The organism is Billgrantia sulfidoxydans, from assembly GCF_017868775.1.
Taxonomy (GTDB): Bacteria; Pseudomonadota; Gammaproteobacteria; order Pseudomonadales; family Halomonadaceae; genus Halomonas; species Halomonas sulfidoxydans.
Genome location: NZ_CP053381.1, coordinates 1,908,750 through 1,933,007, shown reverse-complemented (window position 1 = coordinate 1,933,007; position 24,258 = coordinate 1,908,750). Strand labels below are relative to the sequence as shown.

At 68.6% G+C, this 24,258-nt stretch carries 24 protein-coding genes; 13 read left to right on the top strand and 11 right to left on the bottom strand.

The genetic code is table 11. The features are described from left to right. Positions 1–147 precede the first annotated feature (147 nt). Positions 148–594, top strand: a complete 447-nt coding sequence (locus HNO51_RS08985) for a VOC family protein (RefSeq protein WP_234283501.1) — start codon at positions 148–150, stop codon at positions 592–594. A 49-nt stretch (positions 595–643) separates the two neighbouring features. Here the strand turns inward: HNO51_RS08985 and HNO51_RS08980 are convergent, their stop codons facing one another. The 8 genes from HNO51_RS08980 to HNO51_RS08945 are packed head-to-tail and all read right to left on the bottom strand — an operon-like array spanning position 644 to position 6,941. Next, on the bottom strand, positions 644–988 hold the full coding sequence (locus HNO51_RS08980) for a TfoX/Sxy family protein (protein WP_197450660.1): 345 nt from the start codon (positions 986–988) through the stop codon (positions 644–646). Beyond that, entirely contained in the window at positions 985–1,710 is a 726-nt protein-coding gene (locus tag HNO51_RS08975) for a lipoate--protein ligase family protein (protein WP_209539017.1), read from the bottom strand. The genes HNO51_RS08980 and HNO51_RS08975 overlap by 4 nt, the downstream gene beginning before the upstream one ends. Positions 1,711–1,724: 14 nt before the next feature. Beyond that, positions 1,725–2,495, bottom strand: coding sequence for a 2-oxo acid dehydrogenase subunit E2 (locus tag HNO51_RS08970; protein WP_234283502.1), 771 nt, complete (start codon positions 2,493–2,495; stop codon positions 1,725–1,727). 10 nt (positions 2,496–2,505) lie between these two features. Then, on the bottom strand, positions 2,506–2,742 hold the full coding sequence (locus tag HNO51_RS08965) for a lipoyl domain-containing protein (protein ID WP_209539016.1): 237 nt from the start codon (positions 2,740–2,742) through the stop codon (positions 2,506–2,508). Positions 2,743–2,752: 10 nt separating this feature from the next. Then, positions 2,753–3,784: an alpha-ketoacid dehydrogenase subunit beta gene (locus tag HNO51_RS08960; protein WP_209539015.1), complete on the bottom strand. Its 1,032-nt coding sequence runs from the start codon at positions 3,782–3,784 to the stop codon at positions 2,753–2,755. Continuing rightward, a complete protein-coding gene (locus HNO51_RS08955) occupies positions 3,781–4,785 on the bottom strand; it encodes a thiamine pyrophosphate-dependent dehydrogenase E1 component subunit alpha (RefSeq protein ID WP_209539014.1) in 1,005 nt (334 codons plus the stop codon). Before HNO51_RS08955 ends, HNO51_RS08960 begins: the two co-directional genes overlap by 4 nt. A 13-nt stretch (positions 4,786–4,798) precedes the next feature. Then, the gene (locus HNO51_RS08950) at positions 4,799–6,379 is read right to left on the bottom strand and encodes a GMC family oxidoreductase (protein WP_209539013.1); all 1,581 of its coding nucleotides are present in this window, start codon (positions 6,377–6,379) and stop codon (positions 4,799–4,801) included. A 52-nt stretch (positions 6,380–6,431) separates the two neighbouring features. After that, positions 6,432–6,941: a gluconate 2-dehydrogenase subunit 3 family protein gene (locus HNO51_RS08945; RefSeq protein ID WP_209539012.1), complete on the bottom strand. Its 510-nt coding sequence runs from the start codon at positions 6,939–6,941 to the stop codon at positions 6,432–6,434. Between the two features lie 296 nt (positions 6,942–7,237). On the opposite strand from HNO51_RS08945, the gene HNO51_RS08940 reads away from it, so the two are divergent. The 7 genes from HNO51_RS08940 (at position 7,238) to HNO51_RS08910 (ending at position 15,341) form a co-directional block, all read left to right on the top strand. Further along, positions 7,238–9,229, top strand: a complete 1,992-nt coding sequence (locus tag HNO51_RS08940) for a sigma-54-dependent Fis family transcriptional regulator (protein WP_209539011.1) — start codon at positions 7,238–7,240, stop codon at positions 9,227–9,229. Between the two features lie 342 nt (positions 9,230–9,571). Then, complete coding sequence (locus HNO51_RS08935; protein ID WP_209539010.1) at positions 9,572–12,364, top strand: monovalent cation/H+ antiporter subunit A; 2,793 nt, start codon at positions 9,572–9,574, stop codon at positions 12,362–12,364. Continuing rightward, positions 12,364–12,702 (top strand): Na+/H+ antiporter subunit C, encoded by a 339-nt coding sequence (locus HNO51_RS08930; protein ID WP_197450653.1) that lies wholly within the window; start codon positions 12,364–12,366, stop codon positions 12,700–12,702. Before HNO51_RS08935 ends, HNO51_RS08930 begins: the two co-directional genes overlap by 1 nt. Then, on the top strand, positions 12,699–14,222 hold the full coding sequence (locus HNO51_RS08925) for a monovalent cation/H+ antiporter subunit D (RefSeq protein ID WP_197450652.1): 1,524 nt from the start codon (positions 12,699–12,701) through the stop codon (positions 14,220–14,222). The genes HNO51_RS08930 and HNO51_RS08925 overlap by 4 nt, the downstream gene beginning before the upstream one ends. Next, positions 14,219–14,728 carry a Na+/H+ antiporter subunit E gene (locus tag HNO51_RS08920; RefSeq protein WP_197450651.1) on the top strand — a complete coding sequence of 170 codons (510 nt, stop codon included), beginning with the start codon at positions 14,219–14,221 and terminating at the stop codon, positions 14,726–14,728. Before HNO51_RS08925 ends, HNO51_RS08920 begins: the two co-directional genes overlap by 4 nt. Further along, positions 14,725–14,991 carry a K+/H+ antiporter subunit F gene (locus HNO51_RS08915; protein WP_197450650.1) on the top strand — a complete coding sequence of 89 codons (267 nt, stop codon included), beginning with the start codon at positions 14,725–14,727 and terminating at the stop codon, positions 14,989–14,991. The genes HNO51_RS08920 and HNO51_RS08915 overlap by 4 nt, the downstream gene beginning before the upstream one ends. Next, complete coding sequence (locus tag HNO51_RS08910) at positions 14,988–15,341, top strand: Na+/H+ antiporter subunit G (protein ID WP_234283504.1); 354 nt, start codon at positions 14,988–14,990, stop codon at positions 15,339–15,341. The genes HNO51_RS08915 and HNO51_RS08910 overlap by 4 nt, the downstream gene beginning before the upstream one ends. A gap of 10 nt (positions 15,342–15,351) precedes the next feature. Here the strand turns inward: HNO51_RS08910 and HNO51_RS08905 are convergent, their stop codons facing one another. Together HNO51_RS08905 and cysK are read right to left on the bottom strand one after the other, a co-directional pair. Next, a complete protein-coding gene (locus HNO51_RS08905) occupies positions 15,352–15,936 on the bottom strand; it encodes a peroxidase-related enzyme (protein WP_197450649.1) in 585 nt (194 codons plus the stop codon). Between the two features lie 13 nt (positions 15,937–15,949). Then, on the bottom strand, positions 15,950–17,440 hold the full coding sequence (cysK, locus tag HNO51_RS08900) for a cysteine synthase A (RefSeq protein ID WP_197450648.1): 1,491 nt from the start codon (positions 17,438–17,440) through the stop codon (positions 15,950–15,952). A gap of 161 nt (positions 17,441–17,601) precedes the next feature. Between cysK and HNO51_RS08895 the strand changes: the two genes are divergently transcribed. The 4 genes from HNO51_RS08895 (at position 17,602) to HNO51_RS08880 (ending at position 22,365) form a co-directional block, all read left to right on the top strand. After that, a complete protein-coding gene (locus HNO51_RS08895; protein WP_209539009.1) occupies positions 17,602–19,860 on the top strand; it encodes an ATP-binding protein in 2,259 nt (752 codons plus the stop codon). Further along, positions 19,857–20,408 (top strand): DUF4242 domain-containing protein, encoded by a 552-nt coding sequence (locus HNO51_RS08890; protein ID WP_197450646.1) that lies wholly within the window; start codon positions 19,857–19,859, stop codon positions 20,406–20,408. The genes HNO51_RS08895 and HNO51_RS08890 overlap by 4 nt, the downstream gene beginning before the upstream one ends. Positions 20,409–20,515: 107 nt before the next feature. Then, positions 20,516–21,076, top strand: coding sequence for an OsmC family protein (locus tag HNO51_RS08885; RefSeq protein ID WP_209539008.1), 561 nt, complete (start codon positions 20,516–20,518; stop codon positions 21,074–21,076). Then, positions 21,073–22,365: a flavin-containing monooxygenase gene (locus HNO51_RS08880; RefSeq protein WP_209539007.1), complete on the top strand. Its 1,293-nt coding sequence runs from the start codon at positions 21,073–21,075 to the stop codon at positions 22,363–22,365. The genes HNO51_RS08885 and HNO51_RS08880 overlap by 4 nt, the downstream gene beginning before the upstream one ends. An 81-nt stretch (positions 22,366–22,446) precedes the next feature. Here HNO51_RS08880 and HNO51_RS08875 read toward each other — a convergent pair whose 3' ends face one another. Continuing rightward, complete coding sequence (locus HNO51_RS08875; protein ID WP_209539006.1) at positions 22,447–23,241, bottom strand: amidohydrolase family protein; 795 nt, start codon at positions 23,239–23,241, stop codon at positions 22,447–22,449. A 203-nt stretch (positions 23,242–23,444) separates the two neighbouring features. Here HNO51_RS08875 and HNO51_RS08870 point away from each other — a divergent pair, with 203 nt between their 5' ends. Then, on the top strand, positions 23,445–24,203 hold the full coding sequence (locus tag HNO51_RS08870) for a GntR family transcriptional regulator (protein ID WP_209539005.1): 759 nt from the start codon (positions 23,445–23,447) through the stop codon (positions 24,201–24,203). Positions 24,204–24,258 lie beyond the last annotated feature (55 nt).

Here is a 24,258-nt window from a genome sequence, read left to right as displayed (position 1 = left end):
TGTCAGCGGCGCCTAGCCGCGCCGCTGGCACAATGCCTAAGTGGTCCTGGACCTACGGCTCCTCAAACGATGGTGCCGGGTCGCCGGCGCACCAGGCAACGCTGGAGCCTCCCGGTTACCTGGACCATAGTGTCGATGACAGCGTCGATGAACGGGGTCGATGAGCGACAGGAGGCCGGCAACGCCATGCTGCCCATCCAAGGGATAGACCATCTGGTGCTACGCATCCGCGACACCGACGCCATGCTCGCCTTCTATTGCGACGTATTGGGCTGCACGGTGGAAAAACGTCAGGATGAGATCGGCCTGATCCAACTGCGCGCCGGACGCAGCCTGATCGACCTGGTACCCGTGGAAGGCCCGCTGGGACAGCGTGGCGGCGCCGCCCCGGGCCGCGAGGGGCGCAACCTAGATCACTTCTGCCTGCGCCTGGAACCCTTCGACGAGGCGGCGATACGCCGACACCTCGCCGCGCACGACATCGAGGCCGGCGAACTCGTGCAGCGCTACGGCGCCGAGGGTACGGGCCCCTCGCTCTACCTCGAAGACCCCGAAGGCAACACCCTCGAGCTCAAGGGGCCGCCCGACGCTTGAAGCCCAATGCATCGAGAAACCGGCAACCGGTGGCGTATCAAGCCGAGCCTCAGGGTTTCGTCTTGCGCTTGCCCGCCTGGGCACGCAAGGCCGCTTCGAAGGAGCGACGCGCCCAGGCCGCGGCCAGCTCGCGGTCCTCGAACAGCTCCTCCGGCGCCTGGTAGTAGGAGAGCCGGACGAACCGGCCACCCTTGTCGTAGCCGAACGGTTCGAGCCCCGCGCGCTCGAAGTCGCCCAGGTTGTACTCATCGACCTTGAGGTAGAGCGTCTCGTCGGCCACCAGGGCGAACATCAGGCCATCATGATAGATGCCGTGGCCGCCGAACATGCGCCGTGCGGCGATGGGGCCGAACAGCTCGAATACGTCACGCAGCGAATCCGTGTACTCGCTCACGTTGCCTCCTCCCGATCGGCCAGCCGTTGCAGCAGCTCCGGCAGCACTGACTCGACATCCAGACCCGGCAGCGCCTGAGAGAGTGCGACATGGCTTTCGGGCAGGAAGCGCTGAGGGTCGTCGATGGCCTCCTGAAAGGCATTGACGATGTCGACCAGTTCGGCCGGATCACCACCGACCTGCATGGCGCCGTGGACCAGCAGCGCCATGTCGCGACAGCCGCGCACCCGTCGCCAGCGCTGGGCGGTACCCACCAGCTTGCGGCCACAGATGCGCACGTTGAAGCGACCGTCGCAGTAGGCACCGGGCGCCGAGCCCAGGTCGGCGTCGCTGACGCCGAGCGCAGCGAGCCATTCGCACCAGGGATCGCCCAGGCGATGGTAACCCCACTCGAGATGGGCCGCGGAGCTGCCCACGCGACAGCGCAGCACCAGGGTCACGTTGACTACCTCGGGGCACTGCGGCACCGGCGTGCCGCCCGTGGCGCGAAACAGGATCGGCCAGCCCCGTTCGCGCAGGACCTGGCGTGCCGCAGGAAAGCCCTCGGTGCGCTCGTGGCGGCGCGGCATCACCAGGGCGCGATCCAGCGGCTGCCAGGCCAGCAGTTCGAACTGGCTCTCGCCCTGACAGACCGCATCGAGCCTGGCCTCCTCGGCGGCCAGCCCCTGCTCGACGCTGAGCCGCTGGAGCGCGCGGTCCAATCCAGGCGAAAGCGCCGTCATGTGGCTTCCTCCCTCTAGTCGTCGTTGACGCTCAGTTCGCTGTCGAACGCCTCGGGCGGCAACCCCTCGATGCGCTCGCACAGGGCATCGAGGAAGGCCGCCGCCGGAGCGCCGTTGACGGCGCGATGGTCGAAGGTGAGCGACAGGCCGATGACCGCCTCCTCTCGCCACCCTTGCGATGATGGCACGGCGCGCCGTTCCATCCCACCGATGCCGAGAATCGCCACCTGGGGCACGTTGAGTATCGGCGTAAAGTGGTGCACCCGCGAGCGGCCGAGATTGGAGACGGTGAAGGTGGCGCCGGTCAGTTCGCGCACGCCAAGCTTGCCGGCCTGGGCCCGTTCGACGAGCGTCCGGCGTGCCTCGGGCAACTGGCCCAAGCTCAGTTCCTGGGCATCGAAGAGTGCCGGCGCCACCAGCAGGTCGTCGGGCAGCGGTATGGCCAGCCCCAGGTGCACCGCGCCGTGCTGGACGATGCGATTCTCCTCCAGCGTGGCATTGAGTGCAGGGAAGTCGGACAGGGTCTGCACCACCAGGCGCAGCAGCAGGTCCTGCAGCGAGGGCACGACCTGCCCCCGCTCGCGGCAGCGCGAGCGCAGCGCTTCGAGGGCGCAGAGCCCGGCGCTGGCATGGTGGGTCAACTGGGCCGTGGTCTGCAGGCTTTGCTGCATCCTGGTCGCGATCATGCCGCGCATGCCCTTCAGCGGGATCTCCTTCGCCGCGGCAGGTGGTATGCCCGCCCCCGGGGGGCGGGTCTCGTCGTGTCGGGTCGTGGTGAGTTTCACAGCACTCTCCTCAGCTCTCGAGCGTGGCGATCACGCTGCCCTTTGCCACCACTTCGTCCTCCTCCTTGACGATGGCGAGCCTGCCCGAGAGCGGGGCCTCGATCTCGTACTGGGCCTTTTCCACCATCACTTCGGCGACCAGGTCGCCCTGTGCCACCTCGGCGCCATCGCTCACCAGCCAGGAGGTGATCACCCCTTCGGTATCGCCTTCCCACAGGTCCTCGGGCACGGCAATGTCAGTCGTCATGCTCATCTCCTCAACTCTCTCTCATCATCTGGTGGAAGGCCGCGACGACCTTGTCGGCGTTGGGCAGCGCCCACTGCTCCATGGTCGGCGCGAAGGGAATCGGAATGTCCGGGTAGGTCACACGCTTGGGCGCGGCCTTGAGCCGGCAGTCGGCGTGCTCGGCGGCGCTGGCGATGATCTCTCCGCTGACCCCGTAGCTGTGGTAGTCCTCGTCGACCACGATCAGGCGCCCGGTTTTGGCCACCGAGGCCCGCACGCTATCGCGGTCGAGCGGCACCAGGCTGCGCAGGTCGACCACCTCGGCGGAGAAGCCCTCCTCCTCCAAGGCCTTGGCCGCACGCAGGCAGTGGTGCACCCCCACCCCGAGGCTGACCAGAGTCACGTCGTGACCCTCGCGCACCACGGCGGCCCTGCCGATCTCGACCGAATAGGACTCCTCCGGCACCGGCACGGTGGCGCCCTTCTCGGTGCCCAGCCAGCCCATGCCCTGCAGTGCCTTGTGGTACATGAACACCACCGGGTTGTCGTCGCGGATGGCGGCGGTCATCAGCCCCTTGGCATCGAAGGCGTTGCTCGGCACCACCACCTTCATGCCGGGCAGGTGGGCGAAGGTGCCGTAGAGGCACTGGGAGTGCTGGCCGGCGTCCGAATATCCGCCGCCGGTGGAGGTCATCAGCACCATCGGCACCTTGACCTTGCCGCCGGAGAAGTAGGTGTTCTTGGCCATCAGGTTGTAGATAGCGTCCATGCACACGCCGAAGAAGTCGACGAACATCAGCTCGACGATGGGGCGCATACCATCGGAGGCGGCTCCCACCGCGGCACCGATGAAGGCGGTCTCGGAGATGGGCGTGTCGCGCACGCGCTCGGCGCCGAACTCGTCGAACAGCCCCCGCGTGTTGCCGAACACGCCGCCCAGCGGGCCGACGTCCTCGCCCATGACGAAGACCCGCGGATCGGCCCGCATCTCCTGGGCGGTGGCCTCGGCCATGGCCCGGGCGATGGTCAGCTTGCGGGTGGCGCTCTTGGTAACAGTAGTCATTGCTGTTCTCCCGATTCGACGAAGACCTGCTCGAGGGCCGCCTCGGGCGGCAGGAACTCGCTCTGCTGGGCGAAGCGAATAGCCGCCTCGACCCGCGCGTGGGCCTCGGCCACCAGCGCGACGTCGCCGGCTTCGTCGAGCACGCCGGCGTCGAGCAACGCCTGGCGGTAGCGCGGGATCGGATCGCGGGCCTGGAGCCCTTCCTTCTCGCCCTTGGGCCGGTAGTCCTCGCCGTCACCCATGAAGTGGCCGGCGAGCCGCGCGGTCTCGATCTCGATCAGGCTCGGCCCCTGCCCTTCGCGGGCGCGGGCGATGGCCTCGCCCGCCGCGGCAAAGACGCCCTCCACGTCGTTGTCGGCCACGTGGTGGCCGGGGATGCCGTAGGCGGCGGCGCGCAGGTCGTTGCGCGGCACCGCGGTGGAGGCCTGCTTGGCCACGGAGATGCCCCAGGCGTTGTCCTCGATGACGAACACCACCGGCAGTTGCCATACCGCGGCGAGGTTGAGCGCTTCGTGGAAGGCGCCCTGGTTGGCCGCCCCCTCGCCCATGAAGGCCACCGCCACGCCCGGCTTGCCCTGCAGCTTGCGCGACAGTGCGGCGCCCACCGCGGGCCCCAGCCCTTCGCCGATGATGCCGGAGCAGGAGAAGTTCACCGCGGCGTCGAACAGGTGCATGTGGCCGCCGCGCCCGCCGGAGAGCCCGCTGGCCTTGCCGAAGATCTCGGCGACCATGGCGTCGAGGTCGACGCCCTTGGCCACGGCGATGTGGTGCGGCCGGTGGGTGGCGGTGACGATGTCGTCTGCGGTGAGGTGCGCGCAGACGCCCACCGCGCACGGCTCCTGGCCGTTGGAGAGGTGCATCTCGCCGGGAATCGGCCCCTTGGCCATGTTGAAGACCGGGGTCTTGCCCTCCATGTAGAGCGCCTCGATGCGCTCCTCGAGGTAGCGGCTGAGCACCATGTGGCGGTACATCCAGCGCCGCTGGTCGGCTGTCGGTTGCATGGGATGGCTCCTGTCAGAGTTCGCCGCGCGACATGCGCTCGGCGATGTGGTCGGCCTGGCGCAGGGCCAGGGCGACGATGGTCAGGGTGGGGTTCTCGGCGCCGCTGGAGGTGAACTGGCTGCCGTCGGAGACAAACAGGTTGTCGATGTCGTGGGCCTGCCCCCACTGGTTCACCACGCCGTCCTCGGGGCGCGCGCTCATGCGGTTGGTACCCACGTTGTGGCTGGTAGGGAAGTCGGGCACATCGAACACCCGCACCGCGCCCACCGCGTCGTAGCAGCTCCGTGCCTGCTGCTGGCCGTGGCGGCGCAGGGCCTCGTCGTTGGGATGATCGCCCTTGTAGACGATGGGCACCGGCAGGCCGTACTGATCCTTGCGGCTGTCGTGGAGGGTGATGCCGTTCTCCTCCATGGGCAGGTCCTCGCCGCAGATCCACACCCCCGAAAGGTGGTCGTATTTTTCGAGGATGGCGGCGTAGTCGCGCCCCCAGCCGCCGTTGGCCGGGTCCATGAACTTGGCGAAGAACGGCAGGCCGAGCGACATCACCTCCAGGGTGTAGCCGCCGACGAAGCCGCGTGAGCGGTCGAGCCGTGCCTCGTCGGAGATGATCCCGGCGAAGGTGGTGCCGCGGTGCATGTTCACCGGCTTGGGCATCTCGGCGAATACGCAGGCGGTGGCGTGGGTCATGTAGTTGCGCCCCACCTGGCCGGAGGAGTTGGCCAGGCCATCCGGGAACAGCGCGGAGTGGGAGTTGAGCAGCAGCCGCGGCGACTCGATGGAGTTGCCCGCCACGCAGACCGCCCGCGCCCGCTGGCGCTGCAGTTTGCCCTCGGCGTCGGCATAGACCACGGCGTTGACCCGGCCGCGCTCGTCGTGCTCGATGGTGAGCGCCATGGCGTTGGGGCGGACTTCGCAGTAGCCGGTGGCCTCGGCGCGGGGAATGTCGGTATACATCGTCGACCACTTGGCGCCGAAGCGGCAGCCCTGCATGCAGAAGCCCGCCTGCATGCACTGGGGGCGGTCGTCGTAAGGCCGGGTGTTGATCGCCATGGGCCCGGCGCGCAGCTTCTCGTAGCCCACCCGCCTGGCCCCCTCGGCCAGCACCATGAAGTTGTTGTTCCAGTCGTGCAGCGGCATGCCCGAGGCCTCGCCGGTCACGCCCATGTGCCGCTCGGCCTGGACGTAGTAGGGTTCGAGCTCCTCATAGGAGATGGGCCAGTCCAGCAGGTTGGCGCCGGCGATCTCGCCCACCTCGCTGTGCAGGCGGAACTCGTGGGGCTGGAAGCGCAGCGCTACCCCGGCCCAGTGGATGGTGCTGCCGCCCACGCCCTTGACGATCCAGGCCGGCAGGTTGGGAAAGGTCTCGGTCAACTGGCGCGGGCCGGCGGTAATGCGCTCGTCGAGCCAGGAGATCTTCTCGAACATGGCCCACTCGTCGTTCTCGATATCCTCCAGGGCGTAGCGCTTGCCGGCTTCCAGCACCACGCTCTTGATGCCCTTGCGGGCCAGGGCGTGGGCCAGGGTGCCGCCGCCGGCACCGGAGCCGATGATCACCACCACCCCGTCGTCGTCATGCTCGAATCGGGTACTCATGGCGTGTCTCCTCATTACAGCGTTTGTTGTTGTGGTGAGCGGCGTGCCGGCGTCACAGCCAGTCGATCACCAGATCGTTGTAGCCGCGGCCGACATAGCCACCCTGCTCCCACGAGGAGCCCTCGTAGCCGAAGTGGGCTTGCCACAGCTCGGGCGTGTCGTAGAGCCCCACTACCAGGGTGTTGCGCACGGCCTGGAAGAACTCGCCATCCTCGATCTGGCGCAGCAGCGCCTCGCGCTCGGCGGCGCTGTCGACGGCGGCGTAATCCCGGCCATGGGCCGCCCGCGCACGGCGGTCCAGGTCGTCGAGCCCGGCGGCGATCAGCTCACGTTGCTCCTCCAGCAGCGGCGTGAGCGGCGCCAGGTAGTAGCGATCCGCGATCGCTTCGTGGGGATAGATGTCGCGCCCCAGGCGCAGCAGCCGGGTGGCCAGCTCGGGCTCGGCGCGCGCCCAGCGCGGCCACAGCGTCGAGGCGCTGAGCGCCAGGCTGCCGGCGGCCAGGGCGCCGGTCAGGGTGAGGAAACGACGACGGCTGAGCGTCGTCCCGATGGCAAGTGGCATGGTGCGAGTCCTCGGTTGTTGTTGGGCGATGGCCACGCCGACGCGGCGGGCTCACCCCTACCGGGCAGCTTCCATGCCAGAACCACCCAGAACACGAGTAACTCGTTGTAGGAAAAGCAATATCGGAGGAGCCGGGGGGCATGTCCGGAACGCGCCGCATGACAGTCGCGTTACACGGAGGGCGTACGCATGCGTTACAGGTGTAAAGCGCTCGACGAAGGTCGTATCTCGCGCCGGGTGGGCGACCCTTACCTTGAAGGCATAACGACAACGACATGCCACGCCAAGGCTCCGCCATGTCCACGACACAACACCAGCGCCAGCATATCGACACGATATTGCGCACCGTTGCCGACACCGAGGCGAGAACGCCGGCGCAAAACGAAGCCGGCATCATTGCCCGCTCATGGCGTCGCTGCATCGATCGCTATGGCCTCGATCCGGCCCGTCCCACGCCCGCCCGCTACGTGCCCGGCGCCACCTTGCGCGAACACCAGGACCAGGCCGATGCCCTGCTCCAGGTGGCCCGGGCCGGAGTCGAGCAGCTCTATCGCCAGGTCGCGCCGCTGAGCTACGTGGTGCTGCTGACCGATGCCCGCGGCATCGCGGTGCAGTTTCTCGGCGCCAAGAGCGACCAGCGCGAGCACCAGCGCACCGGCCTCTACCTGGGATCGGACTGGAGCGAATCCCACGCCGGAACCTGCGCCGTGGGCACCTGCATCCACGAGCGCACCGCCCTGACCTGCCATCACAGCGACCACTTCAGCGCCCACCACATCCAGCTCACCTGCACCGCGGCACCGGTCTTCGATCCCCACGGCCAGCTGCTGGCGGTACTCGACATCTCCGCCTATCGCTCGCCCTCCGCCAAGGAGTCGCAGACCTTCGCCCTGCAGTTGGTCAAGACCACCGCCAGGATGATCGAGGACGCCTACTTCCTGCAGCGCTACGGCGACCGCCATATCGTCTGCCTGGATCGCTCGCGGGAGTTCGTGCAGATCAATCGCCGCTACCTGCTGGCCATGGAGGAGGACGGCACCCTGGTGGCCGCCAACACGGCGGGGCGCAAGCTGCTGCGCCATCACGGCCTGCCGCTGCCCGAGGCCGGCGAGGCACGCCCCTTCCAGGCCTGGAACATTCGCGACCTGCTCGACGGCGAAGTCAGCGAGGTACTCGCCATCCCCCAGCACAGCGACGACCGGGTACAAGCCTTTCACACCCGGCGCCACCGCGAGATCCACTTCGCCACCCTGATCGAGCCGCCCCGGCGCCCCGGCGCCAATCGCTCGCTGCCCCGCGACTCCAGCCTGGCCCCGCTCGAGGCGCTGGCCGAGGACGACCCGAGCATGCGCGACACCCTGACCCGGGCCGCGCGCCTGCGCAACGAGCCGATCAACATCCTGGTGATGGGCGAGACCGGTACCGGCAAGGAGCGCATGGCCCGCGCCCTGCACGACTCGAGCCGGCGCCGCGACAAGCCATTCGTGGCGATCAACTGCGCCGCCATGCCGGAATCGCTGATCGAGAGCGAGCTGTTCGGCCACGAACCGGGCAGCTTCACCGGGGCGCGCAGCAAGGGAATGAAGGGGCTGATCGTGCAGGCCGACGGCGGCACGCTGTTCCTCGACGAGATCGGCGACATGCCGCTGCAGTTGCAGACCCGTCTGCTGCGGGTGCTGGCCGAGCAGGAGGTATTGCCCATCGGCGCCAGCCGGCCGATCAAGGTGGACCTGAGGGTAGTGGCCGCCACCCACCGCGACCTGCGCGAGCTGATCCAGGCCGGGCGCTTCCGCGAGGACCTCTTCTATCGTCTCAACGGCGCCAGCCTGCGCCTGCCGCCGCTGCGCGAACGCGCCGACAAGGGCTACCTGATCCGGCAGATCTTCGCCGAGCTGAACGAGCAGCGCGGTTCGCGGGTGCGCCTGCGCGGCGACGCCATGAGCGCCCTGCTCGCCTATCCCTGGCCTGGCAACATTCGCGAGCTGCACAACGCGCTGCACTACGCGCTGGCCACCTGCGATGGGGGCGAGGTCGTCGTCGGCGACCTGCCCGAGGAGTGCGTGCATGGTCAGTTGGCCCACCCCGGTGCCAGCCAGGGCCAGGCCCTGTCCACCGCCACCGGTTCATCCGCGCGACCGCTCCATCAGGACCTGCTCTACCGCGCCCTGTGCCGACACCAATGGAACGTCAGCGCCGTGGCCCGGGAACTGGGGCTATCACGCCCGACCATCTACCGCCGCATGAAGCGGCTGGGCATCGTGCCGCCGAACCAGCAGCCCGCCAGCTGAACCCCGGGGCAGGAAGCCGGCAGCGTGTCGAGACGAAGCTGTCCAAGCGCTCGCCCGCGAACATCGGAAACCTCGCCCAGCGTTGACACGAGCCAAGGAACGGGCCGGCAAAGCCCACTATAGTGAAGGCCGTTGACGGCAATTTTCCGGCAGGCGACGCCAGGCACGTCACTGGCGACGCCGCGGCGATGCGATGAAGATCTTCACGGCTTCAGGGGGCGTCATGCGAGAATCCATCCACCCGTATCCACACCCATTCCCGAGTCAACCAACGCCTTCCTGTCGGCGCCTGGAGGAACCCAGCCGCCAGCCCGCTTTACGACGTTAGCCGCAAGCGCCCGCATGGCCCTTGCCCTCGTCGTCCTGCTACCCCTGCTGGGCGCCTGGCTTCCCGCTCTTCGCCGGGGCGGCACGTCCCGGCAGCTGGCGACTCTCGCCGCCTTGCCTGCCGTCTCGAGCTTCGCCCTGCTGCTGGGCTGGCTGCCGCGGGTCTCGAGCGGCGAAACGATCGTTCATACCCTGACCTGGCTGCCCTCGCTGGGGCTCGACGTGGCATTTCGTCTCGACGGCCTGGGCCTGCTGTTCGCCCTGCTGATCACTGGCATCGGCGGTTTGATCCTGCTCTACGCACGCTACTACTTCGAGGGCAGCGCCTCGGCCGCGCGCTTCTACATCCTGGTGCTGCTGTTCATGGCGGCCATGCTGGGCATCGTGCTGTCCGAGAACCTGCTGTTCATGCTGGTGTTCTGGGAACTGACCAGCCTGGTGTCGTTCCTGCTGATCGGCTTTCACAGCGAGCGCCATGCGTCCCGGCTGGGCGCGCGTATGTCACTGGTGATCACCGGTGGCGGCGGGCTGCTGCTGCTGGGCGGCATCGTGCTGCTGGGTCAGGCGGCCGGTAGCTACGAACTGTCGGTGGTGCTCGAATCCGGCGACCGGATCCGTGCCCATGAGCATTATGCGCTGATGCTCAACCTGATCCTGCTCGGGGCCTTCACCAAGTCGGCACAGTTTCCCTTCCATCTCTGGCTGCCCCACGCCATGACGGCGCCGACGCCGGTCTCTGCCTATCTGCACAGCGCCACCATGGTCAAGGCGGGGCTGTTCCTGCTCGCCCGGCTGCATCCCGCCCTGGCGGAATCCGAACTGTGGTTCCACCTGGTCACCCTGACCGGCATGGTGACGCTGATGGTGGGTGCCTTCGTGGCCATGTTCATGCATGACATGAAGGGGCTGCTGGCCTACTCCACGGTCTCCCACCTGGGCATGATCATGCTGCTGCTGGGCCTGGGTACGCCCATGGCGGTGGCCGCGGCGCTCTTTCACCTGGTGTGCCACGCGTTGTTCAAGGCGCCGCTGTTTATGATGGCGGGCTACGTTAGCCGCGCCACCGGCACCCGTGACATGCGCCACATCAACGGCATGTGGCGCTTCATGCCGTGGCTGATGGCCCTGTCGGCGATCCCCGCCGCGGCCATGGCCGGCCTGCCGTTGATGAGCGGCTACCTGAGCAAGAAGATGCTGTTCGGCGAGAGCCTGCTGGTGGCAACGCCCGGCTGGGCGACCGTGGCGATCCCCGCCTGGGTGACCCTGGCCGGGCTGTTCTCGGTGGCCTACTCGATTCGCATCTTCCACAACGTCTACTTCAACGGCAGACCCATCGACCTGCCCGTCTGGCCGCCCAGGGAGCCCCGCGCGGCGGCGCTGACGCCCATTGCCCTGCTGGCCCTGGCCACGCTCTACGCGGGCCTGGCGCCGACAGGGCTCAACGCGACACTGGTCCAGCCGGCGTTCGAGGCCTCTCGCCAGGCCGACCTTCCCGCCTACGACTTCGCGGCGCTGGGGGGCTCCCTGCCCATGTTCATGAGCCTCGTGGCGCTGGCGGGCGGCGCGCTCTTCTACCACATCCGCGACCCGCTGTTCCGCCTCCATGCGCGGCTGCCCGAGGTGGACGCCAAGGAGATCTTCGACTGGATCATGCTGCGCACCATCACGCTATCGCAGCAGCGCGTGTTCCAGCTCGAGAACGGGTCGCAGCAGCGCTACCTGATCTTCATCATGGTGACCGTCGTCGTGCTGGTCGGCGTGGAGCTGCTCGGCGTGGCGCGCTGGCACGGCGGCGTGGCGCTGGCGCCCCTCGACCCGCTGACCGTGCTGGCCGCCATCCTGCTCTGCCTGGCGGCCCTCGGCGTGGTGGTGTTCCACCACCTTCGCCTGCCGGCCCTGCTGCTGCTCGGGGTGACCGGGCTGCTGGTTACCGTCGCCTTCGCGCGCTTCTCGGCGCCGGATCTGGCCCTGACCCAACTGATGGTCGAGGTGATGGCGGTGGTGATCATGATGCTGGCGCTCTCCTTCCTGCCCCAGCAGTCGCCCCGGGAATCCTCGCGCCTCCGAATGGGGCGGGATCTTGCCATCGCCGGCCTGATGGGCGGCGGCGTGGCCGCCTTCAGCTTCGCCATCCTGACCCGGCCGCAACAGAGCATCTCCGACTTCTTCCTCACCAACAGCCTGCCGGGGGGCGGCGGCACCAACGTGGTCAACGTGATCCTGGTGGACTTCCGCGGCTTCGATACCCTGGGCGAGATCACCGTGCTGGGCATCGCGGCGGTGGCGGTGTTCGCCTTCACCCGCGACCTGCAGCTCAAGGAGCGGGTGGTCGACACCAACCCCGCGCACTGGGTCGCCGAACCGCACCCGATCATGCTGAGCACCGTGGCCAGGCTGGTGCTGCCGATCGCCCTGCTGGTCTCGGCCTACATCTTCCTGCGCGGCCACAACCTGCCCGGCGGCGGCTTCATCGCCGGGCTGATCACTGCCGTGGCGTTGACGCTGCAGTACATGGCAGGCGGGTTGGTGTGGGCCCAGGAACGCATGCTGACCGCCTTCCGCCCGCTGATCGGGGCCGGCATCCTGATCGCCGTGACCACCGGCCTCGGCAGCTGGCTGCTGGGCTACCCGTTCCTCACTTCGGCCCATGGCCACGTGCACCTGCCGCTGCTCGGCGACGTCGAGCTGGCCACCGCCATGCTCTTCGACCTTGGGGTCTACGCCACCGTGGTCGGGGCGACCCTGCTGATCCTGGCCAACCTCGGCAAGCTGATGACCGTGGCCGGCCCCGGCAAGGAAATCGGCTGATGGAACTGCTCTATGCGATAACGCTGGGCGTGCTGACCACCTGCGGTGTCTACCTGCTGCTGCGGGCGCGCACCTTCACGGTCATCCTGGGGCTCACGCTGCTCTCGCATGCGGTCAACCTCTACCTGTTCGCCTCGGGTCGCCTGGTCGCCGGCGCGCCGGCCATCGTCGGCCTCGGCGAACGCGCGGCGGATCCGCTGCCCCAGGCCCTGGTACTCACCGCCATCGTCATCGGCTTCGCCATGACCGCCTTCGTGGTGGTGCTGGCGCTCAAGGCGGCGGTGGAGCTGCGCAACGACCACGTCGACGGCGAGAACCCGGACGAGGACCGCGCATGAACCACACCCTGATCCTGCCGATCCTGCTGCCGCTGATCACCGGGGCGGGCCAGCTGCTGCTCTACCGGCTGCCCTTCGGCGTGCAGCGCCGGGTGGGCATCGCCAGCACCCTGGGCCTGGTGATGCTGGGCGTGTGGGGCCTGGCCATGGCCGGTTCCGGGGAGCACTACCTCTACCACGCCGGCGACTGGCCCGCGCCCTTCGGCATCGTACTGGTCCTCGACCGGCTCTCGGCCATCATGCTGGCGCTGACCGCCGTGCTGGGGTTCTGCTGCCTGCTCTACGCCAGCAGCGGCACCGACAAGCGCGGGCCGCACTTCCACGCGCTCTTCCAGTTCCAGCTGGCCGGGCTCAACGGTGCCTTCCTGACCGGCGATCTGTTCAACCTCTTCGTGTTCTTCGAGATCCTGCTGATCGCCTCCTACGCCCTGCTGCTCCACGGCGGCGGCCGCGCCCGCAGCCGCGCGGGTCTGCACTACGTGGTCATCAACCTGGCAGGCTCCGCGCTGTTCCTGATCGCCCTGGGCACGCTCTATGGCCTCACCGGCACGCTCAACATGGCCGACCTGGCCCTGCGCGTGGCCGAGGCGCCGGCGGAGGATGCCCCGCTGCTCGCCGCCGCCAGCCTGATCCTGCTGGTGGTGTTCGGCATCAAGGCCGCCATCCTGCCGCTGCTGTTCTGGCTGCCCCGTGCCTACTCGGCTTCCAGCGCGCCGGTCGCCGCGCTCTTCGCCATCATGACCAAGGTCGGGGTATATGCCATCCTGCGGGTCTTCTTGCTGGTCTTCGCGCTGGGCGAGGCGCCGGTCAACGCGACCGCCTGGCGCTGGCTGTGGCCGCTGGCGCTGCTGACCCTGGCACTCGGCGGCGTCGGCGTGCTGGGTTCGAACAGCCTGCGCACGCTGACGGCGTACCTGGTGATCCTGTCGGTGGGCACCCTGCTGGCCACCATCAGCTTCGTCACCCCGGCAACCCTCGGCGCCGCCCTCTTCTACCTGATCCACAGTACCGGCATGACCGCCGTCTTCTTCCTGCTGGCCGACCTGCTGGGCCGCCAGCGTGAAACGGGCTACGACCGCTTCTCGGCGATCGGCCCCATCGGCCATCGCTGGCTGCTGGGGAGCCTGTTCTTCATCGCGGGTATCGCCATGGTCGGCCTGCCGCCGTTCGGCGGTTTCGTCAGCAAGGCATGGATTCTGCAGGCCAGTGCACAGGAGCCCCGCGGACTGTGGCTGTGGTGGGTACTGCTGGGCGCCGCGCTGCTGACCCTGATCGCCGTCAGTCGCACCGGCAGCAGCTGGTTCTGGCGCCCCGGCGACATGGCCAGGCCATACCCGCTCGAACGCGGCCCGCTGGCGCTGGTGACCGGCATGGTCGGCCTCAACGGCTTGCTGGCGGCGTTCGGCGAGCCGGTGATGGGCTATCTTGAACTGACCGCGCTACAGCTGCTCGACCCGCAGGCCTACATCGCCGCCGTGTTGCCGGAAGCCGGCGCAGCGACTCGGGAGGTGGCACCATGACGCCCTCGTCGTTCCGCTCCTGGCAGTTCTGGCTGCCGCACCCGCTGTTCTCGCTGTTCCTGGCGCTGCTGTGGCTGCTGATGGTCAACGACTTCAGCGTGGCCCACGCCCTGCTGGGGGTGGCCCTGGGCGTGGCGATCCCCTTCGTCACCCACGCCTTCTGGCCCGAGGAGGCGAAAATCAAGCGCCCCCTGCCGCTGCTGCGCTACCTGCTGGTGCTGCTGGTGGACATCCTGCGCTCCAACCTGGTGGTGGCGCTGCGCATCCTGCGCCCCACCCGGTACCTGCAGCCGGGGTTCTTCGTCTATCCGCTGGCGCTGGATGACGACTTCGCCATCACCATCCTGGCCAGCACCATCTCGCTGACGCCCGGCACCGTCTCGATCCATCACGATGCCAAGGCCCGTACCCTGCTGGTGCATGCCCTGCACCTGGAGGACGAGGCCGAGGCCATCGCCACCATTCGTGAGCGCTACGAACGGCCACTCGAGGAGATCTTCCGATGATTACCGTCATCACCATCGCCATGACCCTCTTCGCCATCGCCGCCCTGCTCAACCTCTACCGCCTGGCCGTCGGGCCGGACATCGTCGACCGCATCCTGGCGCTGGACACGCTGATGATCAACAGCATCGCGCTGATCGTGCTGGCGGACATGCGGATGGGGCTCGGCGTGCTGTTCGAGCTGGCCCTGCTGATCGCACTGATGGGCTTCGTCAGCACCGTGGCCATGAGCAAGTACCTGCTACGAGGGGATGTCATCGAATGATCGTCATCGACATGCCGGGATACCTGCAGGTCGTCGTCGCCACCTTTCTGCTGTTCGGTGCGCTGGTGGCACTGATCGGCTCCTGGGGGCTGGCCAAGTTGCCCGACTTCTACACCCGCCTCCACGGCCCGACCAAGGCCAGTACCCTGGGGGTCGGCTGCATCCTGATCGGCTCGCTGATCTACTTCAGCCACCAGCATCATGGCGTCTCGGTCCAGGAGGCGCTGGTGACGATATTCCTGTTCGCCACCGCCCCGGTCAGCGCCCACATGATGGGCAAAGCCGCCTTGCGCCGGCGCCTGCCGGGCGTGGCGCGCACGCGCAACATGCCCGACCTGTCCGAGAAATAGCGAGGCGGCGTCAGGTCGAGGCGATCGGCCTGCCCACGCTGAGCGGCGCCACCAGCCCAGGCGGAAGCTCGCGGAAGGCGGCATCGGCCTCGGTGCCAAGGCCGTCGAGGATGCGCGTGAAGAAGGCGCGGCCCGCCACCACCGCGACGATGTCGAAGATCTCATCGTCGCCGAAACCGTGCGCCCGCAGCGCATCGATATCCTCGGCGCCGACCTCCTGGGCGCGGCAGGCCACCTTGGCGGCAAAGGCCATCATGCTGCGCTCGGCCTCGTCGAGAGGCCCCGCCCCACCCGCCACCATGGCCTGCGTCTCGTCCATGCCGAGCAGCTCGGAAAGCGCCTTGGCATGCGCCAGCGAGCAGTAGGTGTTGCCCAGCGCGCGGGCGGCGGCGAGGGTCGCCAGCTCGTAGCGGCGCGCATCCATCGGGCGACGGATGGCCGCAATCAGCGCCGCCCAGCGGTTCATCACCTCGGGGCGATGGCAGAACACCCGGGCATAGTTGGGCAGGTAGCCGAAATGCGCCTGCTGGCGCTGGTACATCTCCCTGACCTCGCCTTCGGCCCGCTCCGGGTCAATCGTCTCGATATAGCTCATGTGCGTCTCTCCGTCAGGCGGTGGTGGAGCGTGGGTGTAGCCAGGCCGGCAGCAGGAGGTCGGGGGCGATTCTCGCCTCACCATCGTAAGCCACCCCGCACGCTGCGAGGCGTTCGCCGAGGCTACCGTCGGCCCATGCCTCGAACAGTTCGCCACAGCCGCCGAGCGGCTTGCCGCCGATGAAGATCTGCGGAATGGTCGGCGCCCCCGTGCGCCGCGCCAGCACCGGGCGCAGGCGCACGCCCATGTCGTCGGCCTGGCAGGCCGGTGAGTCGAGATCCACGCTCAGTACGTCGACGCCCAGGCGCTCGAACAGCTTGCGCGCCGCCCAGCAGAATTCGCACCAGGCCAGGGAGAACATCACCACCGGCGCCTGGGCCAGGCAGGCGTCGAGCCGTCGCTCGGCCTCGACATCGCTCGCTGCCTGCTGGGCGGTATCAAGGCGCGCTATGGCAGGCGGCTGGGCGACGGGCGCAGGCGCGTCGAAACGGTAACCGGGCGTGGAGCGCGACAGCGCCAGCTCCTCCTCGTTCATCTCATCCGCGATGCCCTCGAACAGTGGGGTGGACTGATAGCGCTCGCCGGTATCGGGCAGCATGCAGACGACATGGCTGCCGGCCGGTGCCCGCCGCGCCACCTGCAGCGCCGCGGCCAGGGTCGCACCGGCCGAGATGCCGACGAAGATGCCCTCCTTGCGCGCCAGCTCGCGAGCCAGGCGCAGCGCCTCCTCTCCCGCCACCGGCACCACCTCGTCCACCATCCCGGCGGCCACCGCCTGCTGGGTCAACGGCGAGATGAAGTCCGGGCTCCAGCCCTGCATCAGGTGCGGGCGGAAGCGCGGATGGCTGGCGCCTTGCGGCTGGACTTCGCCGCTGCCCAGCAGCGGGGCATTGTCGGGTTCGGCAACGACCACCCGGGTCGTCGGATCGGCGGCCTTCAGCACCCGGGAGACCCCCTTGAGCGTGCCGCCGGTGCCGAAGCCGGTCACCCAGGCGTGAATCGACTCGCCCTGCATGTCATCGAGGATCTCCCGCGCCGTGGTGCGGCTGTGCACCTCGGCGTTGGCCTCGTTCTCGAACTGGCGGCACAGGAAGTAGCCGTGGGCCTCGGCCAGCTCGATCGCCTTGGCCAGCATGCCGCTGCCCTTCTCCGAGGCCGGCGTGAGCACGACACGGGCGCCGAGGAAGCGCAGCAGACGCCGGCGCTCCAGGCTGAAGCTCTCGGCCATGGTCACGACCAGCGGGTAGCCCTTGCGCGCGCACACCATGGCCAGGCCGATCCCGGTATTGCCGCTGGTGGCCTCGATCACCGTCTGTCCCGGTCGCAGGGCACCGCTGCGCTCGGCCGCCTCGATCACGGCCAGGGCCATGCGATCCTTCACCGAGCCCATGGGATTGAAAGCCTCCACCTTCACGTACAGGTTGACGTCCGGCGGCGCGAGCCGGGCAAGCCGCACCAGCGGGGTGCGGCCAATGGTTTCCAGGATACTGGCATGGCGGGACATGGGTGGCTCCTCGGTTGGGTATGCCGCAAGGGTCGCCTCCCGGCGAGGAAGCGGGCGTGGAAGCCAGCGTGGTTTTTTGCTGTCGGGGGCGTAGAAAAATGGGCGGCCAGCCCGACGGGGTCGCAGACTATACTGCTAGCGTTATCCCACCGGGTCCTGACATGAACGCGCTGACCCTCAACCTGCTCGGCGATCTCGAAGTGCTTCGGGACGGGCAGGTCTTGGCGCTGCCGCCCTCCCGCAAGACCCGAGCCCTGCTCGCCTACCTGGCGCTTCATACCCGCTCCCTGAGCCGCGAACACCTGTGCGACCTGCTCTGGGAGCTGCCCGACGACCCACGCGGCTCGCTGCGCTGGAGCCTGTCGAAGCTGCGCCGCCTGGTGGACTCCCCCGGCCGAACCCGGCTCAGGGCCGATCGGCTCGGCGTGGGCCTGGACACCGCCGACATCGACATCGACGCGGTTGGCCTGCATGCGCTGTGCAGCGCCGGCTTGGCACAGGCCGACATCGCCGCGCTCGAACGCGCTGCGGCTCGCTACCGCGGCCCGTTCCTGGAGGGCCTGGAGCTGGATCGGTTCCCCGATTTCCACGGCTGGTGCCTGGCCGAGCGGGAAGCCGCCATGCGTGCCCAGACGGCCTTGCTCACGACCCTGGTCGAGCGGCTCGCCGACACGCCCGAACGCGCCCTGCCTCACGCCCACGCCTGGGTGCGCCTCACCCCCTTCGACGAAACGGCTCGCGCACGGCTGGTGCACCTGCTGCTGGCGCTGCACCGCCCTCGCGAGGCCGAGCATCAGCTGCAGCTTGGGGTGAGGCTCATCCGCGAGGCGGGTCTGCCGCTCAACGGCCAGCTGCTGCGCGCCTGGCGCGAGACCAGGCTTCCCCCGACCCCGTCGACGAGAGGCGCCGACCCTTTCGTGGCGGCAACGCCCCCCGCCGCCCAGACGCCCTCTTCGGCCCTCAAGGGCGATACCCTGGAGGTGATGCGCTGGGCCGCGCTGCTCGCCCCGGAACCCGATCCCGCCACCCTGGGCCAGGTCTCGGGGTTCGACACCAACCGTGTCGGCATGGCGCTGGAAGTGGCCGAACGGCACCACTGGCTCACCAGCGGCAGCCAGGGGCTGCGCTTCACGCACGGCGAATTGGCGAGCGAGCTCTACCAGGCGATCACGCCGGCACGTCGCCAGGCCATGCATCGGCGCATTGCCGAATGGCTGGCCGAAAGGCCACTCAACGACATGCGCCAGGCCGCTAGCCTGGCGCACCACGCCCATGCCAGCGGCGACCTCGAATTGGCCGTCCGGGCCATGATCGAAGCCGGCCGCTACTGTCTGCGCATTTTCGCCAATCAAGAGGCCCAGCATTATGCCCAGCGGGGCCTAGTCTTGACCGACGACATGACCGGCACCCGACGCGTCTGCCTGGCCCTGGAGCTCCACGACCTTCTCTACAGCGCCGCCCCCATGGCGGACTGGGAGGCCGGGGCCGGCGAGGTCGTGGCCCTGGCCGAGCAGGCCCTGGAGCACGGTGCTCTGGCCCACGCGCGCCTCGGCTTCCAGTTGGCCAGCCATATTCGCTGGGCCCACGGCCAGTGGCGCGACGCCCATGAGCAGACCCTGCAGGCGGAACGCGCGACCCGCTGCGGCGAAGGCCGCGAGCAGGTCATCGCCATGGCCGAGACCGCCCGCTGCCTGGCCATGCTGGAGCGCGACCTGAACCAGGCGGGCGAGCTGCTCGCCCAGGCGCGCAAGCTGGCCATCCAGCAGCATATCGGCCACCCGGCCATTCCCCTGGCCCAGGGCCTGCTCAGCCTGCATGAGGATCGTCTCGACAAGGCAGAGAGCTACTTCAAGGAGGCCCGCACCCTGTGCAAGGCCATGGGCGACCGGCTGGGCGAGTTCCAGGCCCAGGAGATGCTGCTGCTGATGGATTTCGAGCGGGACGACTACGCACAGGCCCGGGAGCGCTGTCACCAGCTACGCGAACTCGGCGGGCGCCTGCGCGACGGCAGCGAGGCGCCCTATGCCGTCGCCGCCGAGGCCCTGTGCCACTACGCGCTGGCAGATGATCCCGACTCCTTCGGCGTGGCACTCGTCACCTTGCGTCATGCCGATGCCCGCCATCGCCTGGCCGTGCTGCTGCTCCAGGCGGCGCGGCTCGACCTGATCAGGGAACGAGCCGACAGCGCCAGGCAGCGGGCCGGCGAGGCCCTCGAACACGCCAGGGTGCTGGAGCGGCGCAGCGAGCAACTGCTGGCCCATGCCCTGCTGGCCGAATGTGCCCGACGCCTTGGCGACACACCGGCCTGGCGACAGCATGCCCAGGCTGCCGAAACGCTGGCACGGGGCCCCGTTGCCGGCTGGGCCCGGCGACGCTGGCTGGCACTGCTGGCACAACCCGAAGCCGAGGACGAGGCATGACCGACGTCATCCTCGAGCGCGGCTTCGACCGCCCCCTCGAACCGCAGCGCGTGCGCTCGCTGAGCGAAGCGGCCCTGCCCTGTTTCGACCTGCATCGGATTCGCTGGGAAGAGAGCCTGCTGGCACGGGACGGACGCCGCCTGGTCTGTCACTTCCGGGCGCCCGACGTGGAATCGGCGCGCATCGGCCTGCGCCAGGCCGGCGCCGACGTCAGCTCACTGTGGGCCGGCAGGGTGTACGATGCCCCCGCCTTGAGACCCGCAGCGCTGGCGGCCGCCAGCGTGATGGTGGAGCGCCACTTCGCGGCCCCGGTGACCTTCGAGGCGATCCAGGCCCTGGAGGATGCCGGGGCGGCGTGCCTGAACAATCACCAGGTGCGCTTCCTGCGCACCTTCTTCTCGCTCGACCGGCAGCGCATGCTCTGTCTCTACCACGCCCCGGATGCCGAATCGGTACGCCTGGCCCAGCATCAGGCCGGCATGCCGGTCACCCGCATCTGGGCCTTCCGGCGCATCGCACCCGAGGTGGATTCCACGCCGGCGGCCTGAAAAACCACGCCCTCTCCCACGCTGACTCACACCAAGCGCGTCGAATCTCGCCGTTGACCGCTGACGGTCAATCCATGACGAGACAAAACAATACGAGGAGAGTCTAGATGCACACCGCCACCCAACCGATCGACAACGGCGTCAACGTCACCGCCCTGCTGGGCGCCCGCGAGGTGCTGTCCCAGGCCCCCGCCGCCGCCCGTTTTACCTGGCGCGCCCACTGCGACTGGGTCCGTGGCACCCATAGCCGTATCGCCGTCGAGGACTTCCATGGCCTGGGCGAAACCCAGCGGCACCGCTCACGCTCCACCTTCGAGGCGGATCACCCCGAGGTGTTCGCCGCCGAGGACCACGGCCCCACCCCGGTGGAGTACGTGCTGGTCGGCCTGGCCGCCTGCCTCACCGCCGGCGTGGCCGCCGTGGCCCAGCATCGCGACATTCAGCTGCACTCGGTCAAGGCCACGGTGGAAGGCGACATGGACATCCAGGGCATCCTCGGCATGGACCCCGACGTGCGCAACGGCTTCGACGACATCCGCGTGATGTTCGAGATCGACGCCGATGCCAGTCGCGCCGATATCGAGGCGCTGGTGGCCCAGTCGCAGAAGCGCTCGGCGGTCTACGACCTGCTCACCAACCCGACCCACGTGAAGGTGGCGGTGAAATGAGCGCAGGGCATCAACGCCCGCTGCATCGCCCGGCCCGCGTCGTGACCACCGTGGTCATCGGCGCGGGACATGCGGGGCTTGCCATGAGCCACCACCTGGCGCAGCGCGGCATCGACCACGTTCTCCTGGAGCGCGGCGAGGTGGCCAACGCCTGGCGCAACGAACGCTGGGAGTCGCTGCGCCTGCTCACGCCCAACTGGCAATGCCGGCTGCCCGGCCAGGCCTATGCCGGGCCGGAGCCGGAAGGCTTCATGGGCATGGCGGAGCTGATCGCCTTTCTCGACGACTATGCACGGGGCCTCTCGGCCCCGCTGCATACCGGCACCGTAGTGAAAACGGTCTGGCCGGCGGACGGCGGCTACCGGGTAGTGACCGACCGGGGCGACTGGCGCTGCCGGGCGGTGGTGATCGCCACCGGCGCCTGCCAGCTTCCCGCCGTGCCCGCCATGGCCGCAGCCCTGCCGCCCTGGGTCGAAAGCCTCACGCCCCATGCGTATCGTCGCCCGGAGCAGTTGCCGCCGGGCGGCGTGCTGGTGGTGGGCGCCTCGGCCACCGGCGTGCAGCTGGCCGACGAGATCCAGCGCAGCGGGCGACCCGTGACGCTGGCCGTGGGCGAGCACCTGCGCATGCCACGGCGTTACCGGGGCCGCGACATCCAGTGGTGGCTGGAGCACGCCGGGATGCTCGACCAGCGCTTCGACGAGGTGGACGACCTGGCCCGCGCCCGGCGTCAGCCCTCGCCGCAGCTGCTGGGCAGCGTCGAGCCGCAGGACCTGGACCTCAACGCCCTGAGCGAGCGCGGCGTTCGTCTGGTCGGCCGTCTGGCGGGCCTGGCCGGCACCCGGCTGCAGTTCTCGGGGTCGCTTGCCATGCACGCCACGGCGGCAGACCTCAAGCTGGTGCGGCTGCTCGAGAACCTGGATGCCTGGGCCATTGCCCACGACTGGCACGATGCCCTGCCCGCCCCGGAACCCCTGCCGTCCACCCGCGTGCCGCAGCGACCCTGCCTCGGGCTCGACCTGGCCGGCGGCGAAATCCGCACGGTGCTGTGGGCCACCGGCTTCAAGCCAGACTTCAGCTGGCTGGACGCACCGGTATTCGATGCCCGCGGACGCCTGCGGCACGACGGCGGCGTGGTGGCGCCGGGCCTCTACGCCATGGGCCTGCCCTTCATGCGGCGGCGCAAGTCGGGCGCCATCCACGGCGCCGACGACGACGCCCGCGATCTCAGCCTTCACCTGGCCGGATGGCTGGCCAGGGCCGGCCATCGCCACGGCAGCTTCGCCTGAACTTCGACGAGGCGCAGAGGCCCAGACGCTTGCGACAGTGGTCCGGGCCTCTGCCTGCCGGGCTTGACCATCGGGTTTGCGTCAATCGAGGCGAAACAGCTCTCGCGGGGAATCGTTCAGGATCACGCGCCGGTCATCGTCGCCGACCCAGTCGGCCAGCCAGTCGACGGTATCGCGATAGCTATGCTTGCCTTCATGACGGGTCCAGGGCCAGTCGCTGCCCCACACCAGCCGCTCGCGCCCCAGCTCGTTCAGCAGCTCGCCCACATGGGGTCGCAGGTCGCGCACCGGGGAACGATAAGGCCCCGACAGCTTGACCCAGGTGCGGCCGTACCGGCCGGCTTCCAGCAACAGGCGGAAACCGGCATCGTCGGCGGGGGCGGCCTCGACGGGCAGCCCCAGGTGATCGATCACCAGGGTGACGCCGTGCTCGTGCAGCGCGGGGAAGAGTTCGGGCAGGCGATCCCCCTCGAGGTGCAGCTCCAGGTGCCAGTCCAGCGCCTTCAGCCGGTCGAGGAAATCGATCCATTGCGGATCCTCCAGGTCGGGAAGTTCGCGGCGCCGTTCGATCAGGTTCCAGCGCACGCCGACGATGCCGGCCGCATCGAGCTGGCGCATTTCGGTCAGGCTGGCCTCCTTGGGAAGCTGCACCACTCCGCGGTAGTTCCCCCCCAGTTCGCCGAGGATCCGCAACAGCTCACGGTTGTCGTGGCCGAGAAAACTCGGCTGCACCAGCACGCCACCGCGAAGCTCGCATGCCTCCAGATGTGCCTGCCACTCATGCAGCGGCGCCGGCCGCGACGGACGATAGTTGGAGCCCTTGACCTCATCCACCTGCGGATAGACGTGGGCGTGACAGTCGAACCCTTGCTTCACTCTGGTTTCCTCACCTGCTTTTCTCACCGACTTTCCTCACCGACGTCCTCACCCCCAGCTTTCCCACCCGCCAGGCCCGTGGCCGAATACTCAAGGGCGTCTCACCTAGACTTAAGTCTAGTTCTCTAGAGAATCGGTTGACTAGAAGTATACACTGGTCTTTAGTGACAGCAACAAGGCAGCGAATCCAGGAGAACGAACCCATGTGTGCACTGCGCATGCCCCAAGCCGACGGGCGCCTTCCCCTCTATGCCCGGCTGCGCGACCAGTTGGCGTCGCGGATCGCCAATGGGGAGTGGTCGCCGGGCGACACGATCCCCTCGGAGAACCGCCTGGCCGAAGAGTACGGCGTGGCGCTGGCCACCATGCGCATGGCGCTGAAGCAGCTCGTGGACGAAGGCCTGCTGGAGCGGCGCCGCGGCACCGGCACCTTCGTCAAGCAGCCGGCGTTTCGCGCCGACCTGTTCCGCTTCTTCCATGTGCACGATGCCGACGATCCCGACGGCTCCATGATTCCGGAGAGCCGCATTCTCAGCCGTGAGGAGGTTGAAACGCCTGCCGAGGTCCGGCTGGCCTTCGGCGAGCCGGAGGCGACGCGCTGCATCAAGCTCGAGCGCGTTCGCCAGTGGTCCGGCGAACCGATGCTGTTCGAGGAGGTTTACCTGCGCCTGCCCGATTTCGAAGGGCTGCTGGCGCTCGATCCCAAGGACATGGGACCGCTGCTCTACCCCGTCTTCCTTCAGGAATTCGGGATTCTCATCACGTCGGCGACGGATGAGCTTTCGTTCGGCACCGCCACCCAGGCAAGCGCCAGGCACCTGGAGCTGCCTGCCAATTCGCCGGTTGCCGTCATCGAGCGCATCGCGCGCAACCCCATGGGCCGCGTCATCGAGTATCGACTCGTGCATGGCCGACCCGAGCGTTTCCGCTATCGCGTCACCCTCGGCGAACAAAACGCCTGAAGCGGGCCTCGATGCCCGCCCCCATGTCCCAACGACTCCAACGACAGGTTCGACA